This window comes from Wolbachia endosymbiont (group B) of Hofmannophila pseudospretella (assembly GCF_964028515.1).
Classification (GTDB): domain Bacteria; phylum Pseudomonadota; class Alphaproteobacteria; order Rickettsiales; family Anaplasmataceae; genus Wolbachia.
In genome coordinates this window covers 669,225-687,648 of the sequence record NZ_OZ034788.1, presented here as the reverse complement: position 1 = coordinate 687,648, position 18,424 = coordinate 669,225, and the positions used below count along the sequence as shown (strand labels likewise).

18 protein-coding genes and 2 tRNA genes are annotated in these 18,424 nt (G+C 35.4%); 9 read left to right on the top strand and 11 right to left on the bottom strand.

Annotated elements, in window-relative coordinates; translation table 11 throughout:
* The first annotated feature begins 116 nt into the window (after window positions 1–116).
* The 7 genes from ABWU24_RS03165 (at window position 117) to ABWU24_RS03135 (ending at window position 4,142) form a co-directional block, all read left to right on the top strand.
* On the top strand, window positions 117–776 hold the full coding sequence (locus tag ABWU24_RS03165; protein WP_015587957.1) for a CADD family putative folate metabolism protein: 660 nt from the start codon (window positions 117–119) through the stop codon (window positions 774–776).
* A gap of 22 nt (window positions 777–798) precedes the next feature.
* Window positions 799–1,176, top strand: a complete 378-nt coding sequence (locus ABWU24_RS03160) for a dihydroneopterin aldolase (RefSeq protein ID WP_007302114.1) — start codon at window positions 799–801, stop codon at window positions 1,174–1,176.
* Window positions 1,173–2,426 (top strand): dihydropteroate synthase, encoded by a 1,254-nt coding sequence (gene folP, locus ABWU24_RS03155; protein ID WP_135352987.1) that lies wholly within the window; start codon window positions 1,173–1,175, stop codon window positions 2,424–2,426. Before ABWU24_RS03160 ends, folP begins: the two co-directional genes overlap by 4 nt.
* The gene (locus tag ABWU24_RS03150; RefSeq protein ID WP_341815524.1) at window positions 2,423–2,902 is read left to right on the top strand and encodes a dihydrofolate reductase; all 480 of its coding nucleotides are present in this window, start codon (window positions 2,423–2,425) and stop codon (window positions 2,900–2,902) included. The genes folP and ABWU24_RS03150 overlap by 4 nt, the downstream gene beginning before the upstream one ends.
* A gap of 275 nt (window positions 2,903–3,177) precedes the next feature.
* Window positions 3,178–3,513: a divalent-cation tolerance protein CutA gene (cutA, locus tag ABWU24_RS03145; protein WP_341815522.1), complete on the top strand. Its 336-nt coding sequence runs from the start codon at window positions 3,178–3,180 to the stop codon at window positions 3,511–3,513.
* Window positions 3,504–3,578: transfer RNA gene (locus ABWU24_RS03140), tRNA-Gln, on the top strand. The genes cutA and ABWU24_RS03140 overlap by 10 nt, the downstream gene beginning before the upstream one ends.
* Before the next feature lie 18 nt (window positions 3,579–3,596).
* Window positions 3,597–4,142: a hypothetical protein gene (locus tag ABWU24_RS03135; RefSeq protein ID WP_353274422.1), complete on the top strand. Its 546-nt coding sequence runs from the start codon at window positions 3,597–3,599 to the stop codon at window positions 4,140–4,142.
* On the opposite strand, the gene ABWU24_RS03130 is transcribed toward ABWU24_RS03135, so the two are convergent.
* From ABWU24_RS03130 to dapE, 3 genes are all read right to left on the bottom strand, one after another.
* Entirely contained in the window at window positions 4,139–4,429 is a 291-nt protein-coding gene (locus tag ABWU24_RS03130; RefSeq protein WP_341815520.1) for a hypothetical protein, read from the bottom strand. The genes ABWU24_RS03135 and ABWU24_RS03130 overlap by 4 nt on opposite strands.
* Before the next feature lie 336 nt (window positions 4,430–4,765).
* Window positions 4,766–5,558, bottom strand: a protein-coding gene (locus ABWU24_RS03125) for an IS5 family transposase (RefSeq protein WP_341815401.1) whose coding sequence is annotated in 2 segments (ribosomal slippage) — window positions 4,766–5,293 and window positions 5,295–5,558 — 792 coding nt in all. Because the reading frame shifts where the segments join, the coding sequence is not laid out codon by codon here.
* Window positions 5,559–5,819: 261 nt separating this feature from the next.
* Window positions 5,820–7,016, bottom strand: a complete 1,197-nt coding sequence (gene dapE, locus ABWU24_RS03120) for a succinyl-diaminopimelate desuccinylase (RefSeq protein WP_341815519.1) — start codon at window positions 7,014–7,016, stop codon at window positions 5,820–5,822.
* A gap of 42 nt (window positions 7,017–7,058) precedes the next feature.
* On the opposite strand from dapE, the gene ABWU24_RS03115 reads away from it, so the two are divergent.
* Window positions 7,059–8,333, top strand: coding sequence for an iron-containing alcohol dehydrogenase (locus ABWU24_RS03115; protein WP_341815518.1), 1,275 nt, complete (start codon window positions 7,059–7,061; stop codon window positions 8,331–8,333).
* A 554-nt stretch (window positions 8,334–8,887) separates the two neighbouring features.
* On the opposite strand, the gene ABWU24_RS03105 is transcribed toward ABWU24_RS03115, so the two are convergent.
* The 6 genes from ABWU24_RS03105 to dnaE all read right to left on the bottom strand — a co-directional run bounded on the left by ABWU24_RS03105 (window position 8,888) and on the right by dnaE (window position 15,358).
* Window positions 8,888–8,959 (bottom strand) — tRNA-Met (locus ABWU24_RS03105).
* A complete protein-coding gene (gene purB / locus ABWU24_RS03100; protein ID WP_015587950.1) occupies window positions 8,950–10,251 on the bottom strand; it encodes an adenylosuccinate lyase in 1,302 nt (433 codons plus the stop codon). Before purB ends, ABWU24_RS03105 begins: the two co-directional genes overlap by 10 nt.
* A 128-nt stretch (window positions 10,252–10,379) precedes the next feature.
* Window positions 10,380–10,934: a 50S ribosomal protein L9 gene (gene rplI / locus ABWU24_RS03095; RefSeq protein WP_353274420.1), complete on the bottom strand. Its 555-nt coding sequence runs from the start codon at window positions 10,932–10,934 to the stop codon at window positions 10,380–10,382.
* A gap of 3 nt (window positions 10,935–10,937) precedes the next feature.
* Entirely contained in the window at window positions 10,938–11,216 is a 279-nt protein-coding gene (gene rpsR, locus ABWU24_RS03090; RefSeq protein ID WP_015587948.1) for a 30S ribosomal protein S18, read from the bottom strand.
* On the bottom strand, window positions 11,216–11,989 hold the full coding sequence (rpsF, locus tag ABWU24_RS03085) for a 30S ribosomal protein S6 (RefSeq protein WP_015587947.1): 774 nt from the start codon (window positions 11,987–11,989) through the stop codon (window positions 11,216–11,218). Before rpsF ends, rpsR begins: the two co-directional genes overlap by 1 nt.
* 48 nt (window positions 11,990–12,037) lie before the next feature.
* Window positions 12,038–15,358 carry a DNA polymerase III subunit alpha gene (gene dnaE / locus ABWU24_RS03080; protein WP_341815516.1) on the bottom strand — a complete coding sequence of 1,107 codons (3,321 nt, stop codon included), beginning with the start codon at window positions 15,356–15,358 and terminating at the stop codon, window positions 12,038–12,040.
* Window positions 15,359–15,558: 200 nt separating this feature from the next.
* On the opposite strand from dnaE, the gene ABWU24_RS03075 reads away from it, so the two are divergent.
* Complete coding sequence (locus ABWU24_RS03075) at window positions 15,559–16,479, top strand: ankyrin repeat domain-containing protein (protein ID WP_353274418.1); 921 nt, start codon at window positions 15,559–15,561, stop codon at window positions 16,477–16,479.
* A 218-nt stretch (window positions 16,480–16,697) separates the two neighbouring features.
* On the opposite strand, the gene ABWU24_RS03070 is transcribed toward ABWU24_RS03075, so the two are convergent.
* Window positions 16,698–17,672: an LD-carboxypeptidase gene (locus ABWU24_RS03070; protein ID WP_015587944.1), complete on the bottom strand. Its 975-nt coding sequence runs from the start codon at window positions 17,670–17,672 to the stop codon at window positions 16,698–16,700.
* Complete coding sequence (lipB, locus tag ABWU24_RS03065) at window positions 17,672–18,289, bottom strand: lipoyl(octanoyl) transferase LipB (protein WP_353274416.1); 618 nt, start codon at window positions 18,287–18,289, stop codon at window positions 17,672–17,674. Before lipB ends, ABWU24_RS03070 begins: the two co-directional genes overlap by 1 nt.
* Window positions 18,290–18,424 lie beyond the last annotated feature (135 nt).

Sequence of the window (18,424 nt, the reverse complement as noted above, 5' to 3'; positions counted from 1 at the left end):
AAAATTAACCAATAACGCATCTATCTTTATATGTATTGGAATTAAAGTAGTAGTGAGAAATGCCTCTTGACATTTGATAAACCTAAACGTAGCCTAAAACAATTTAGTGTTTATTTATGACATTTGTTCAATCACTTAATAATCAATTAGATAGTTTTCACTTATTAAAACACCCATTTTACGAGTCATGGAATGAAGGTAGCTTAAGCCTGCAGGCTCTGCAAACCTATGCTAAGGAATATTATCACCATGTTGCTGCTTTTCCTCGTTATATCAGCGGTATACATTCCTTGTGTCCGAATTTGAAAATGCGGCAAGTTTTACTTGGTAATTTAATAGAGGAAGAACAAGGTGACGAGAATCACCCAGAATTATGGCAGCGTTTTGCTGAAGGACTGGGAGTAGCACGTTCAGAGCTTTGTGAAAATGCACAAATTAAGGAGACACGAGAATTAGTTGATGGTTATTTTGACATTGTAAAATCAGATTTTGCAGCAGGTCTTGGAGCTCTGTACGCTTATGAACGTCAAACTCCAGAGGTTTCTAAATCTAAAATTGAGGGTCTGAAAAAACACTATTCAATAAACGACGAACGTCCTCTCAAATTTTTTACCGTTCATATGGAAGCTGATGAGTGGCATTCTGAAGAATGTGCAAACCTTATTGCAGATTTAAGCGAAGAAGAGCAAGAGAAAGTCATGCAAGGCGCTAAAAAAGGAGCAAAACTCTTATGGGGTTTTCTTGATGGCATGATGAATGTTGATGTTTGTCATTAATTATAAGTAGATACTAAATTCAGTGGTAGCATGTAATCTTCTTATATCTGATTTACGGCTTTGGGTTCATTTGGGATGTAGTGCAGAAGAGAAGTTTTCTCCCCAATTGGTGAGTATTGATGTTGATTTCACTTTTAAATCTCCTCCTTCAGGGCTTACAACTGATCAACTTAAAGATACTATCTGCTATTTGGAAGTAGTGCAAAATATTCAATCTCTTGTTCAGGGCAAGCAATTTAATTTAATCGAGCATTTAACTCATGATATATACAGGATGATTAACGACCTTTTTATGCAAAAAGAGCATTCTGTCAGGGTGACTACTCACAAAATCGCACCACCAGTTCCTGGTGTGCATGGGGGCGTTTTTTTTACTTACTGTAATGAATTGCAAGAATGATCTATATTTCTATTGGATCAAATATAGGTAATCGCCTTTCCCATTTACAAAGAGCTACTGAGTTACTAAAGAAGCGCTATTTAAAAGACTTAAAGTCTTCGATCATTCTAGAAACTAAGGCTATTTTACCAAATGGTGCTCCACCTGATTGGAACAAGCCATTTCTCAACATGATTGTCTATGGAAGTTGTTCTTCTTCTCCTGAGGAGCTACTAAAAGGCTTAAAACAAATCGAATGTGACATTGGTCGTCCACAGACTCATGAAAAATGGGCACCTCGTGTTATTGATTTAGATATTTTGTTATTGGATGACTTAACGCTTGATACGCCTGACCTTAAAATTCCTCACCCAGAATTAGTAAATAGACCATTTTTGCTCCACTTGATGGCAATGGTTAACAAAACCTTTGCTTTCAATGTTCAAGACTGTTTTTCAAAGAGTTTTACGCTTTCACCAAAGCTTATGGGTATCGTCAATATTACCCCTGATTCATTTTCAGATGGTGGTCTTTATTATGATGCGAATCGAGCAACCAAGCAGGCATTGCAGCTGGTATCAGATGGTGCAAGCATAGTTGATCTTGGAGCTCAATCAACAAGGCCTGGAGCTTCAATAAAGACGCCAGAGGAAGAGTATGAACGTCTAAAACCAGTACTTGATAATCTTAGCGACTATATGAAAAATGGTGATATTGAAGTCAGCATTGATAGTTTTTGGCCAGACGTTATTTTAAACGTTTTGAAGCACTACAACATTGCCTGGGTAAATGATCAGAAGGGAGATCTGAATGATCATACTCTAAAAGCGATTGCTAGTAGTGGGTGTAGTGTCGTTATTATGCATTCACTTTCGATACCACCACATAAGGACAATATTATTCCACATGATATTGACCCAATTGATATCATAAATAATTGGGCAGAGGAGAGCATTAATAGGTTACTTGCCCTTGGTTTTGATGAAAGTTCAATAATTATTGATCCTGGTATTGGTTTTGGCAAATCTATGTATCAGAATATTCAGATTTTACGCAGTATAGAAACTTTACAAAATTTTGGCTGCAAGGTTTTAGTTGGCCATTCCAGAAAGTCATTTATTTCCTCTTTTTCCATAGAATCTCCCTCTAATAGAGATTTAGAAACAATTGCTACATCTGCTATACTGCAAAATAAGGTTGATTTCCTTAGAGTGCATAATGTACGCGACCACATGAGATTTTTTGTAGCCCAAGCTGTCTTAAAGGGATGAAGATTATTGGAATTATGGCTGTTGACCCTAATGGGGTAATTGGAATAAATAATGATTTGCCCTGGCGTTATCCAAGTGAGTTTAAACATTTTTGTCAAGTAACCGACAAGCAAGTTATTGTGATGGGAAGAAAGACATTTGAAACCGTGCCTCAGAGCATACTAAAGAATCGTACACCTATTGTTTTCTCCCGTAACAAGTGTTTTAATAGAGGCCCAAAATGTACTGTTGTCTCTTCCATGCAAGAATTTCTGTCAATTCAAAGTAGTTCTCAAGTCTTTGTGATTGGTGGGGCACAAATAGCACACCTTTTTTTAGAGCATAACCTAATCTCAGAATTTATTATGACTGAAATGCATAAAACTTATAAAGGTGATACGTATTTCAATTTAGCACTCCTTGATCAGTGGAATAAAACTATTCTCACTAAAACTAAAGACTATACTATATGCAATTGTGTCCGTTCGGCAGAATAGTAAAATTATTAGCATAAAAGTAATCAACATTTCTAATGAAAGCTGGATTCCAGTGTCAGCTACTTGGATAACATTCCACTATGTCATTCCAGCACTTGATGCTGGCATCTAGATGAAAAAATGGATCCCAGTGTCTAAGTACTGGGATGACAAGAGGAGAGCTACTAAATGACATCTTCAATTTCTGTGTGTCAAGCACTGAAGAAGTCTCTTCTATTTTCTCTTGATGAATAAATCTAAGTGAAGTATAGTGAAGTGCATTTATTTAGCGTTTGATGAGTAATTTAGTTTTAGTCTATACAACTTTTTCAAGCTTGAAAGAGGCTAAGGCTATTTCTGAAGAATTGTTAAATGAGAAGTTAATTGTGTGTGTAAATATATTTCCTGAGGTAAATTCTCTGTATCTATGGGAAGGTAAAGTTAATAGTAATTGTGAAGTAGTGGCAATTATGAAGAGCAGGAATGATCAAACTGATAAGATTGTAGAAAAAATCGAGGCAATGCATTCTTATGATCAACCAGCCGTTGTGATAATACCCATAGGAAAAGCGAATAAATCTTTTACTAATTGGGTTAATAATGTTATTGATATAAACAATATTGGGGTGTAGCCAAGTGGTAAGGCAGCGGTTTTTGATACCGCCACGCGAAGGTTCGAATCCTTCCACCCCAGCCATATTGAAGTTTGCGTAAAATGATATCACTTTTTTATAAATTAAGGTTATTTAATTACATACTGGGCAGTTTGAAAGATATAGTTGTTAAGCTATTTCTTTTCACTCTGTATCTTTATACATCGAGCATTATGCTCATGTTTCTCACCAGTGGCTTTTGGTATGCTGTAGAATTTAGCTCTTTCAAAAATGCATTTTACCATTTATATCAATATTTAAAATGGTATTATGAAAATAGAGATGATTTGGGTTATGGAGTTTCTATTAGAATATTAGTAGCGTTTCTTACTCCACATTTTCTCTATAAATTATTTCCTAGCACAGGCTGGAAGTCTTTTTTCAAGCAGAAGATAGTTCAGATACTCAGCACAAGAAGAAAAATGAGTAATAAACCAAATGGCAGTAGTTATGGTTATAGTAATAAGAACAGTTACGGTAACAATAATCTTCAAGAGGCAGAACGGAAAGTGAATATGATAAAGCAGCTATTAATCCAAGATATAGATGAAGCTATAGAAAAAAGATTAAATGATATTTTTCTTGGTGAGAGGGGTAAACCTCATTAAAAGGGCTTTATCTTTTTTAAAATTGGCTGTATTTTATTTTTTACGTATAACGGATCGCAGTCAGCCAGTATACATGTTTCAACAAAATCTTGACTAAAGTCTGACAGCCAGGAAGTTGCTTTACGTTTCTCTACCAAGCTTTCTGTTTTTTTACAGTTACTTGCTGCATCAATCGTTGCCTGTGATATCACTGATTGCCACAGTATGAAGTACCTTTGTATATCATCTAAAGTGCTATTTGCTTCATGATGGTGAAAAAATTCTTTGAAATTGAAGTTATTTGACATTATGTACCTCTTTAAGTTGAAAATTAGAATTTGAAGTAGTGCGAACGTTATCTTGCTGAAGCGGTCATGCAAGCCTTTATGACAGTCAGACCGGGTTTTGTATGAGCTATAAATGTTTAAGAAATTCTCAGAAGCATCTGGGTAGGTAGAGCCGGTTAGCAAAATAAGGTAGACGAGAAAAGACAACTATAGAAAAAAATGATCAATGCGCGACACTGGAAAATTCATCACAAACAAGACAACATTTTCGATCAAAAATCAGTGTCTGAGCACTGGCATTATAAAGGAACCTATGTCAGCTACTTGCATGACACCGATTTCTCTCTTAGAGCCTGTTCATAATCTTTTCAGAAGCAAAGCAGCGAAAGCAAGAACGACCATTTGCAGGCTAGTGTTGAGTTTCCGCTCGCAATTTTTCCACAATCGCCTACATTTTTGCAACCAAGCAAAAGATCTCTCAACAACCCATCTTTTCGGCAATACGACAAAGGTGTGTAATTCGTTTCGCTTTATTACTTCAACGGTAGCGCCAATAGTTGCTTTTATTTGTGTTGCAAAATTTTCTCCTGTGTAGCCAGCATCAACTAGTATATTTTTAACTTCAGATAGGTTTTCTTTAGCATTTTTAACCATTCTCACAGCGCTACTACGATCAGTTATTTCTGCCGTTGTTATATAAATTGCGTGGGGTAAACCTTGTGTATCTACCGCAATATGGCGTTTTATTCCTGAAACCTTTTTGCCTGCATCATAGCCTTTTTCTTCAGCAGTATCTGCATTTTTTACGCTTTGTGCATCAATTATGCAGAAGCTGGTTTTTTCTTTCCGACCATTGTTTTGTCGGACCACGCCAACTATTTTTTTTTAATACCAGCTCCAGAACACTTTCTTTATTTGCATCTGCTTTTTCACTCCACTTCTTAAAATAGTCGTAACAATTCCGCCATTTTGGAAACTCTTTTGGTAACATTCTCCACTGGCAGCCACTTTTTAAGACGTATAACACTCCACAAAATACATGATATAAATCAAGTGTTCTTGGCTTTGTCCTCTTCCTGCAAGACTCCAGATCTGCTACAATAATCTCAAACTTTTCTCGACTTATATCACTTGGATATAAACTTCGCATATCCTACTTTATATACTTTATCCTCTCATTCTATCCCTTTTTTGAGATCACGTACAGGCTCTTATACTTTTTTTGTCTATCTTATTTTGCCACTCTGCTGAACAGATACCATATAATTTTCGCTAATAAGCTTTTTACTGAGTTTTTGTTATTGAGCTTGCACAGATCAAAGACAAGTTTTGAGTCAAAAATACCCTTAATATTATAATAAGGGGTTGGTAAAATGTGTCTAGTAAGTTTTCTTCTCTATCCAACTGCACCTCAAGCTAATAATGGACCATCAGGCGTATTACCAATTACATTGATCTGGTTTAATATTTTATTAGTGGGGTAAAAATAATTTTTTATAAACTCCTTATATATAGCTGTTAATTTATGTATATCGTCTACTGATACGCATTCATTTACCTGATGTGCGGTTTTGTTGATCGTACCAAATTCAATTACTGGACAAATATCCTTAATAAACGCAGCATCAGATGTGCCACCATTTGTACTCAGCACAGCATCAATACCAGTAATTTTATTTATCGCATCAAGCATAATATCAGTATTTCTATCAGGAGTAGAGAGAAAAACGTCCCTGCTGCTCTGCATAGAAAGTTTATAATCGTTAGTCACATTGGCGCATATTGCATCAATCATCTTATATAAAACGTCCGGTGTTTGTGTATTGTTATATCGAATATTGAAACCTGCTGCTATTGAACTAGGTATTAGATTATTAGTATTATTTCCAACGTCGATAGTAGTAATTTCGCAATGTGAAGGCTGAAAATATTTATTACCAGTATCAAAAGTGGTATCTTTTATCTTACTTAATATCGATATCATTTTATATATTGGGTTATCCGCTAGGTCTGGGTAGGCAACGTGCCCTTGTTTACCATGGCAAATCAATTTAAATGTTGCAGAACCTCTTCTACCTATTTTTATGGTATCACCTAATTTCTCACTACTCGTTGGTTCTCCAACTATACAAAAATCTATCTTTTTTTGCTTGCTTTTCATCCATTCCAAAACGGCCTTTGTTCCATGTTCTTCCGTGCTTTCTTCAGCGCTGGTAATCAGTGCACTGATTGAACCACTAAATCGAAACTTCTCTGCAACGAAATCTACCATTGCAGAAATAAATGCAGCTACTCCGCCTTTCATATCAGCTGCTCCTCTTCCATATAGCATTCCATCTCTAACTTCTGGCTTAAATGGATCAGATATCCAATCTTTTAACTCACCTGGTGGTACAACATCAACATGTCCAGCAAAACACAAGTTTGGTACTCCATTTATATATTTCGCATAAAGATTTTTAACTTTATCACCAAACTCCAAAATCTCGCATTCAAAACCACTTTTCTTGAGAATGGCTGCTATATGCTCTATTGCTCCATCGTCTTTTGGTGTTATACTTTTAAAAGAAATTAATTTCTTAGTTAGTTCTACAGGGTCAATCTTCATATCAATCTTGAAATACTAACATTACCGTATTGTAAACATTCTATGCGATATTTAAAACAAATATTACAGCACACAGAACAAGTGCTTATTAGGGAAGTAACAGTACTTGCTGATAATATCTATGAAATATGTAGACAATACGGAAATGACATTTTTCTGATTGCAGATGAAAATACAGCAAAACTTTTAAACAAAAACATACTTAATAAAGTTTCTCATTTAATTATTCCAGCCACACCTATCATTCCAGAGCGTGACACTGGAATCTATGATGGATCGCAGTGTCACGCTACTTGGATGACACCAAATAGACTGAACAGCGCTGCTTCCCTCCAAGCTGTAAACCTAGTTAGAAATAAAGCAAAAGATAGTGACTTAATGGTTGCATTTGGTAGTGGCACTGTTAATGATATCTGCAAATATGCAAGCTACCTCGAGAAAAAAGATTATATATCGTTCCCAACAGCCGCTTCCATGAATGGATATAGCTCTGCAAACGCTTCAATATTAGTTGATGGATATAAAAAATCGTTCGGAGCACATCTTCCAAAGGCAATATACATTGATACCGATATAATTGCCAATGCACCACCACGTCTCACATTAAGTGGATTTGCAGATTTCATCTGCCGTTCAACAGTACAAGCCGATTGGCTATTATCTCATCTATTACTTGGCACAGAATATAATGAACTCCCCTTTAAACTTGTTCGCAATCTGGAGGAAATTTTGCTTAGAGAACACCTGGCACTTGCTAAAAAAGATAAAAGAGTAGTTTTATTACTTATGGAAGCCTTATTGATTTCAGGACTCGGAATGGTGATGTCAAAAGGCAGTTACTCTGCAAGTCAAGGAGAACATATGATAGCTCATGCAATTGAGATGGTAACACAGGATTATTCCTCCTCGTTACATGGGGAAAAAATTGCTGTGACAACGATTACCATGGCTAACTTGCAAGAGGAGATATTGTCAATACAAAACCCGATTACCAGACCGATCACTTTAGATGTAAAACATATAACTCAGTGCTTTAGTAATACCGAATTTATAAAAATTCTAAAGCAGAAGCAAATGATGCAGCAAAAAATTCAAGAGATTATTTGCAAAGAATGGAGTAATATTTCTAGTTTAATTAAGCAAAATTTACTATCTGCAAAACACCTGCAGAAAGTATTTGAAGATCTATCAATTCCGTACTTACCGGAGCATCTTAATTGGAACAAAGAGCAATATTGCAAGGTAGTCAATCTTACATTTGCAACAAGAGATAGATTTACCTTTCTTGACCTGGCTGGTTGTATAGAAAAAAGTTAGATTTTGTGTATTCGTTCAGTAGGGTAGCAAAATAAGATAGACAAAAACACAGTAACAAATGGTGTCATGCAAGTAGCTATCCAGCCTTTCTTAACAACAAAAATTTAGCATGACTTTTGTGCTCAAAAAACTTCTGGATTCCAGCATCAAGTGCTGGAATGACATGGTGAAATATTATTCAAGTAGCCTCTGTCCCAGTGCCTATTCGGTGTCATTCAAGTCAACTCTTTTCTTGTCATCCCAGTGCCTAGACACTGGGATCCAGAAAACTTCACTTTAAATGAGTGCATGAGATTGTCTTTATATAGATGCCAGTGTCAGCTACTCGGATGAAATTCATTTAGTTGTCTTTTCTCATCTACCTTACCACTTTCTTGAACGGATACCATTAGCCATTCCCCTGAATAGATACAACAAATGTTGTATCTTTATCACTTCACATACATTATTCCATATACTATATGAACAACTGAAAAAAAACTTCAGTTAATTGACAATGAATCACGTTATTTTGTCAAATGCGCTGCTACCGCCAAACCATAGCTTAGCTTGAGTGGCTGAGGAGGGATTTGAACCCCCGACCAAGAGATTATGATCCTCCTGCTCTACCACTGAGCTACTCAGCCTCATTAAAAACCTTGCTATATATATGATCTATATGTTTCGTATAATACTTCAAATCAAACAAAGATTCAAGTTTTTTAGAGTTAATAACTTCAAGTAAGAATTTATCTTGTTTCAGTTCGGCCAGAAAATCACTATTGTTTTGTTTCACTTTCATTGCATTGCTCTGAACAATTTTATACGCCTCTTCCCTCGCCAAACCACTATTTACCAACTCGAGTAATACTCGTTGTGAAAAAACCAAGCCTTTTGAAGAATTTAAGTTCTTTTCAATATTTTCCTTATTGATCACCAATTTATCTATCAAATCTGTTAATCGTACTAAAGCAAAATCCATTGCTATACAAGCATCAGGAGCAATGCACCTTTCCACAGACGAGTGCGATATATCTCGTTCGTGCCATAATGCAACATTTTCTAATGCAGGAAAAACATAGCTGCGTATTAAGCGTGAGAGCCCAGTCAAATTCTCACTTAAAATAGGATTACACTTATGCGGCATAGCAGAACTTCCCTTCTGACCAGTGGAAAAATACTCAGAAATTTCTCCAACTTCAGTTCTTTGCAAGTGACGTATTTCAACGGCAATATTCTCTATTGAACTTGCAATCACTCCTAAAACTGAAAAGAATATTGCGTGTCTATCACGAGGAATGACTTGAGACGATATGGTTTCAGGTATAAGTCCCATTTCTTTCGCTACATACTCTTCAACAAACGGATCAACATTTGAAAAATTACCTACTGCACCTGATATTTTACAAATCGAGATCTCTGTTTTCGCGCTAATTAATCTCTGATAATTGCGTTTAAATTCAGCATAAAATCTAGCAAATTTTAATCCAAGAGTTGTTGATTCTGCATGCATTCCATGACTGCGCCCAACACAAACAATATTTTTATAGTCCTCAGCCTTTTTTTTCAGTGCTGCAAGTATATTTTTTAAATTTTCGAGCAAAATATCACATGATTCCTTTAACTGAACCGCAAGGCATGTATCTAAAACGTCAGAACTTGTCATTCCGTAATGGAGATAACGAACATCAACTCCCGCTTTTTCAGCAATATATGTCAAAAAAGCTATAACATCATGTTTTACAATGGATTCAATTTCGTTAATACGCTCAATATCAAATTCAATAGCACCAGAGAGCTTTTCAGCAACATCACTTGGAATAACTTTTAATTTTGCTTGAGCTTCACATGCTAATTTTTCTATTTTGAGCCATATGTTGAACTTATTTTTTTCTTCCCAAATAGAAGAGATTTCTTTGCGGCTATAGCGTGGGATCATTTTTGATTTATTCCAATAATGGTGTCATTCCAGTGCATGACACTGGATCCCAGTGTCATGCACTGGGATGATACCAGCTTAGCAATGGAAGACATTTCTTTACGACTATAACAAGGGATCATCTTTGATCAGCTATTATCACCATCAGTAGCTTCTTTACTCGCATCTTGCTCTGCCTCTTGTTGCTCAGATTTCTGATTTTGCAACTTTGCTTGCCTTAATTCATGTGCATCTTTCTCAGATCTGACAACGTATATAGTAATTGGCACTATCACTTTACTATGTAATTCTATATTCACTTGATACTCGCCCAAATTTTTGATGCTTATTCCACCCAAAGATAAACTATGATGACTTATATCATATCCTTCTTGTAATAAAGTTTTTGCAATTTCACGTGTGGTTACAGAGCCAAAAATCTTTCCATCCTCTGAAGCTTGCTTTATTAATATAATAAATTTATCATGCAGTGATGATGCAAGCACTTTTGCTGCATTTAATTTTTTGGTATTTTCTTCTTCCAATAATAAACGCTGTTCCTCTAACTTTATTAAATTTTCCTTAGTGGCTTTCATCGCCTTTTTTTGTGGAAAAAGAAAATTACGTGCATAACCTGGCTTAACTTTGACAACTTCACCAAGCTTACCTAAAGTTGTTATATTTTCCTTTAAAATTATTAACATAAATTACCTAACTTTTTTAGTACAGTAAGGAGCAAGAGCTAAAAAGCGTGCTCTTATAATTGCTAAGCGCAACTTTCTTTGTTTTCTTGCGCACACACCTGTTAACCTTCTAGGTAATATTCTACCATAGTCAGAGGTGAATTTGGACAATAAATCTATATTCTTATAGTCTATGTCCTCATCTTTAGATGCAGCAAGAGGACAGACCTTAGGACGCCTAAAGCCAGTTCTGTTATTTACAGACACGTAAGAATTATTAAAACTATTTCGTCTTTTCATCATTATGCACTTTTCTCCTCAATTTGTTTATCCATCATGTAAGATTTACCTTTAAAAAACTCATTAACCCGTACAGACAAGTGGCGAATAATATTCTCATTCAGTTTTACTCTACGCTCAAATTCATCCATAATGCTTGAAGTAAAACTTATACACATCATACAGTAATGACCACTTTTCATCTTATTTATTGGGTATGCAAAATCCAGTAGACCCCAATATTCATATTTTATCAATCCTGAAGCTTCAATATTTTTCAAAAGCACTTCCAGCGTTTTATTCAATTGATTTGAGTCTACTATTTTAAAACTTTTTAAAACCTCTTGAAGGAGCTTTATTAGATATTGTGAAATATTTTCCTTAAAAGCATTTACTACATTATAGATAAATGCACTTTTAGTGTTAGCTCCTGGAAGGTCCATAAAATTTTGTTTTATTCCCGTATCACTTAGTTCATTTTTCAATTCTTTATCGATTCTTGACTTTATTTCTTTTAAATTTGAAAAATCTTCTTCCAATTCAACCCATAAAATTTTTGTCAGAGTTTCTAAAAAATCAGAGTAAACAATCAGACTTTTTTTAATGCTTTCAGTACTTGCCTCTAGCTCTTGTTTTGTAACTGTGCTATGTTCTCTTTCTATGAGACCTTTAACCTCCTGAGAAATAACATCTGCTTTAATATTTTTCAACAAAATAGCCAATTCTTGGACCATTTCTTCTACTTCTTGCTGCAATAAGTTCGGTTGTGCTATAAAAGTAAATTCATAGAGATTCACTATATCTTCCTTTAATATCAATTAAACACTTTATTATATAAAACTTTTTTATATAAGCAAGTTATTTGTATTAATTTCTACGTCTTCAATCCAACTTAAGTGAGATATTTCATAAATAGCTTGGGGGGTGATTGAATATGTACCTGGCAACAAGATGCTGACTTTATGTTTTTCGAGAAGAAACTTTAGCATTATTTTGGTTTTGCCTCCATTTTTCAACACTGCATTCAACTCCTCAGCAACTTTTTGCGAGTCTGCACATACAGCAGTTAAAACTAATCCTTTCATTAGAGAAGTAACCTTTTCTGTAAATTCAGATATGTCCTTTCCTGATAGTCTCGTTGTGTTTTCTGAAATTTCAAGATCAATTATCACAAATGCTCCAGGTGAAAATAGATTCCTTTTTTCTTCTATTATTTCATTATTGTAGAATGCTATTTCAGAAACATTGTGGGGATCAGAAAGTGTTAGGATAACAAATCTTCCACGTTCTGAGGTTCTCATACGCACATTTAATATTACACCAGCAGTTTTTATCGTTTTACTCTCTCCGATAAACCCAATATTTAATTTTTTCAAGAGAGTTCTAAATTTTTCAAGTGGATGATTAGTTAAGTAAAATCCCAATGAAAATAACTCATGCTCTAATTTTTCCTCTTCATTAAAATCTTCCACGTTCTCAAGTTTTGGCTTCAGAATATCAAGATTACCAAATAAAGCAGCTTGATTTGACTGCCTATTTTTATTTGCAAAGTAAATCAATGTGTCTATTGACTCGTATAACTGCTTTCTATTTTTGTGCACACTATCGAATGTTCCAGATTTAATTAAACTTTCTAATGCCCTTTTATTTATTATATGCCCCAAATTTTGAATAAATTCCCATATGTCCTTATAAGGTGCATTTACTATTCCTTCTGCTATAGCAAAACCAACATTACGCAAAGCAGCAATTCCGTAGCGTATGTGCTCACCCTCTATTGAAAATTCAGCCTTAGATTTGCTGATATCAGGCGAAAGAACAGCAACTCCACTGAATTTTGCAGCATGATAAAACAAATTCAGTTTGTCTCTATCATCAATGTTGAGATTCATCAAGGCCGTAAAAAATTCTAGCGGGTAGTTAGCCTTAAGGTAAGCTGTTTGGTAAGATATAATCGCATATGCTGCAGCGTGGGATTTATTAAATCCATAACCAGCAAATTTTGCAACAAGATCAAAAATATAACTTGCCCTGTCGTAATCAACACCGTGTTTTGTTGCTCCTTGAACAAAAAGTTCACGTTGTTTATCCATCTCTTCCTTAATTTTCTTACCCATGGCACGTCTGAGTAAATCTGCTTCTGCGAGGCTATATCCAGAGAGAATACGCGCTATTTCCATTACCTGTTCTTGGTAGATTATTACTCCGAATGTTTCTTTTAACACCTCCTCAAGCAATGGATGAATGTAATCTGGCTTTTCAAGTCCATGCTTTCTTGCAACATAAGTTGGGATGTTATCCATAGGCCCTGGGCGATAAAGAGAAATTAAAGCGATGATATCTTCAATACAGTCTGGCTTTAGTTTGATTAAAGCTTCTCTCATCCCTGAACTTTCAAGCTGAAACACTCCGATTGAATCACCTCTTGAGAGCATTTCATAAGTTCTTTGATCAGCCAAAGAAACCGAGGAAATATCAAATTTTTTTTCATCACGATTAATTAAACGACATACATGATCTATTAGTGTTAGCGTACCAAGTCCAAGAAAATCAAATTTTATTAACCCAGCTTTCTCCACATATTTCATGCTGTATTGAGTGATTGGCAAAGCCGAATTTGGATCATAATAGACGGGAACAAAATTTTCTAACTTTTGATCGCATATCACAACTCCAGCAGCATGAGTTGAAACGTGACGGTATATTCCTTCAAGCTTCAAAGAGATATCAAGGAGTTTTGCAATTACTTCATCACTATCTCGTTCTTTCTGCAGATTTTGATCAAACTCTATCGCTTGTGATAAAGTTACCGGATTTACCGGATTAAATGGAACCATTTTGGATATTTTATCCACCTGAGCGTAGGGCATCTGCAATACTCTACCAACGTCACGCAGCACAGCTCTAGCCTGCAATTTTCCGAAAGTGATTATTTGAGCAACATAACCGTACTTCTTCCAAACATAATCAATAACTAAATCCCTCTTTTCCTGGCAGAAATCAATGTCAAAATCGGGCATCGATATACGATCAGGATTTAAAAATCTTTCAAAGATCAGACCAAATTTTATTGGATCAAGATCTGTAATTTGTAAGCTCCAAGCAACAATCGACCCAGCACCAGAACCTCTTCCCGGTCCAACTGGAATGCCATTTGCTTTGCTCCAACGAATGAAATCAGAAACTATCAAAAAGTAGCCAGCGTAGTTCATCGAAGTTATTACGCTTAGTTCGTAATTCAGCCGATCGTAGTATTGTTTAAGGTCTATGTCCGTTTCATTTGCAATACGCAGCTTCAACCCTGAAACTGCCTGCTCCCTCAGTTCTTCATTCTCAGTTTTATTTTCTCGACAAGGAAATTTAGGTAAGATAGGCTGCCTGCTTCTTGGCATGTAAGAGCACCGCTTAGCTATCACTAAAGTGTTATGAATTGCTTCGGGAATGTCGCTGAACAGCTCCTCCATTTCTGCCACAGATTTGAAGTAATGCTCGGTAGTTAACTTCTTTCTGTTATTCTCCAGGGCATAACTGCCCTCCGATATGCACGTTAATATGTCATAAGCCTCATAGTCAGACTTATTTGGAAAAAACACATCATTCGTTGCAACTAGTGGTATATTGCGCTGATAAGCAAAATCTATTAAAGCTTCTTCAAGCTCTAGCTCTTTATTCAGCCCATGACGCTGCAATTCAACATATAAATGACCATCGAATGCTGAGAGCAGTCTTTTTATCGTTTCTTTATCTTGCTTCAATAACAGTTGAGCCAATATGCCGTCATATCCACCAGTTAAGGCGATTAGGCCTGAACTTAAATTTAATAGCTCATCAAAATCAACGTAAGGAATATCGCTATTATTCTTGCGCTTTTTAAAAGACTCACTCACCAAGGTGACTAAATTAGTGTACCCTTGTTCATTTTTTGCAAGTAGCAGTATTGATAAATTTTGTTCTAAGTGTCGAACGATAATATTGCATCCTATTATTAGCTGTATTCCCCTATTAGCTGCATATTCTGCAAATTCAAGTGAGCCAAATAAGTTACCTGAGTCAGTAACTGCAACTGCCGGCATTTTGTTCTGCAAACAAAGACCAATCAGCTCCTCAATTTTAACCGAACTCTCAAGCAGAGAATAAACGCTATGAACACGCAAGTGTATGAACATAAAAAACTTTAGATTAGCAATAAAAGGATAACATTAATTTGCTCGTAAGGATATGAAAAGGTCTAACACTGAAATAACACCAAATAGGCTATTTGAATCTAATTTACTATTCACAATCCCGGTTATTAGCTTGTTTTAATTGACTTTTTATCATAACTATGTAATAATTAAACATATTGTTTAATATTGAAGGTAGAATTATGACAGGAGAATATGAATTACTGAAAAAAGTACTGAGTACGATTGAGGTTAAGGAAGGCTTAAATCAAGATAATATAATTGAGGAAATACAAGAAGAACTAAAGAAACAGGATCAAGATCTATATCTATATCTAGAGTGGGAGAAAGGTGAATTTGATTTAAATTATGTATTTGGTCCTCTCTTCTCAACGAAGGAGTTTACGTTATTAATGATAGCTGCTGAGAATGGTCACACAAATATAGTAGAGATTTTACTTAAAAAAGGAGCAGATGTTAATAAGAAAGATTCCTATGGTCCTACTGCTTTGCATTTAGCTGCTAAGAATGGTCACACAAATATAGTAGAGATTTTAGTTGAAAAAGGAGCAGATGTTAATGTGAGAGATCATCATGCTAATACTGTTTTGTATTTAGCTACTAATAATGGTCACGAAGGTATAGTAGAGATTTTACTTGAAAAAGGAGCAAATGTTAATGGGAAAAGTTCTTTTGGTGTGGTTCCTTTGCATTTAGCTGCTTCGAGTGGTTGCGAAAGTGTAGTAAAGGTTTTACTTCAAGCAGAAGCAAATGTTAATGCAGTAGATAAAAATGGAAAGACTCCGGTAGATTATGCTAAGAGTAAAAACGTAATAAAAGCTCTATTAGAAGCAGGAGGAGGTTCTTTTTTGAAAGCATCTCGTAAAGGAAAGATTGCCGGTGGAGTAACTGGATTATTAGGCACTTCTATAGCAGTGGCACTTTTTACAACTGGAACAATTACAGCTCAGTTGATACCTATCGTTATAGCAGTGGTTGCAGTTACAGCAGCAGCACTGGTAGTTGGTTATGCTACATATGAATTACTAAAGCCTAGTACTAAAGTTGATGGAGCAGAGAAATCATCTGCCGCCTTAATAAATGGACAGCAGGGAGTTTGCTAGCATTCCTTCATAGTAGAGCGCGTGACGCAGGTTCCTGGATCCCAGTGTCTGGGCATTGGGATGACAACGAAGGGGCTGCTTGAATAACAACGAAGGGTTATTTGGATAATAGCCGTACTTGATCTGGATTCCAGTGTCTAGGCACTGGGATTACAAGAAGGAGGGCTACTTGAATGGTTGAAGGGAAAGTGCTGGAATGAAAGGAGTGTTAGATAAAGCTACTTGTATAACTGTTGCACATCCATAAACTCCTTCTCGTCTTGAACGCTAATGGTAGTGTGAGTGTTGAAAGGTAAAGGGTCATTTGTATGTCCATGACCTACCCCTTTTATTGTAAATACAGGAAAGTTAACACTTTTTGCAAACCTTTCTTTTACAACTTCAACAAGATTATCATTATAACAGTTAATAAAGTCTCCAAAGATTACTGCATCTACTCCATCAAAAATATGAGCTTGTTTTAGGTGATCTAGACTGCGCTCAATTGAATATGGATAAACTTTTATGTCTTCTAAAAATAGAATTTTGTTTTTTGCGTTTATTTGCCAAGCAGTTCCTATGCTATTTTCAACCAAAGTCATATTACCACCGATGATTTTAGACTCTAATCTGCCATTTTTTAGTCTAACTCCATTATTTATCATCTTTAAGTTGTCAAATCTGATAGAGTTGCGTTGGTTAAGAATTAATTCTTTTAATTTTTCAACAGAGCTTTCAGCAACAGAGTTATTTACTATCATCTCTAACATGGTGCCGTGAAGGGTTTGCCAGTCATATTGAACCTGTAGATAGATATGTAAAGCAGTGATGTCACTATAGCCTATAAGAATTTTCTTATTTTTGTTTTGAGCAATTCTTTCTTTTTTATCATTGGGTAACTTTTCTAGATAGGGAATTAGCCGAGAAGCCCCTTCTCCTCCTCTGATACACCAAATTATTTTGCTATCATCAGTGAGCGCATTAACCAAATCATTCGCTCTAAACTCATCAGAGTTAGAATAAAATGGGTTGTCATTACTGTATATTTTCTCCGAAATGTGAGGATTAAAACCCAAAGTTTTTACGTATTCTCTTATAGTAGGCAGATCTGATTCTTTTCCTTTCGAAGAAGGAGCAATAATATCAACTTGATTGATTGTGTGTGCAGGATTAGTGAGTAAAAGGCATAGAAAATAAAGAATAAAGGAATACATTAAAATATCTTATGAAACTCTTGCTTTAATATATCATCTAATTCGCAAAGAGAAACTTTTACTTCTAGTTTTTCCATTGATGTAACGCCGTAATCTTTTAGTCCACAAGGAATAATACCCTTATAGTGGGAAAGGTTTGGAGAGACATTAAGTGCTATGCCATGATAAGTTACCCATTTTCTCAAGCGAATGCCAAAAGCTGCTATTTTTTCTTCTACTCCGTTGTTGTTCACCCAAATGCCTATTCTATCTTCCTTAAATTCCCCAAGTATATTAAAGTGTTTTAAAACATTTATGATCCAATTACTTAGGTCCCTGATATACAGCTTGATGTCACATTTGTTTCTTTTTTTGAGGTTTAGCATTAAGTATATAATGCGCTGCCCTGGCCCGTGATATGTATATTTACCACCCCTACCTGTTTTATATATAGGAAATAATTTTTCAATAATGTCATCATCTGTTGCACCGATTCCTGCAGTGTAAAGTGGAGGGTGCTGGAGCAGCCATACTAGCTCGTCAGATAAATTATTGTAAATTTGTTGAATTTTTGCTTCCATGAATTTTATAGCATGGTTATAATCAGTAAATTGGTTAGAGATTAGCCATTCTGTCATATTCAATTTCTTTTATTTAATTTTATAATACTTACTTGCTTTTCAAGCAAGTTTAGGCTTTTGGTAAGCTTTTAAGGCTTTCCGTATAAAGCTATATAGGGCTTTTGTAACAAAAAAGGAAAGTTATCACCTAAT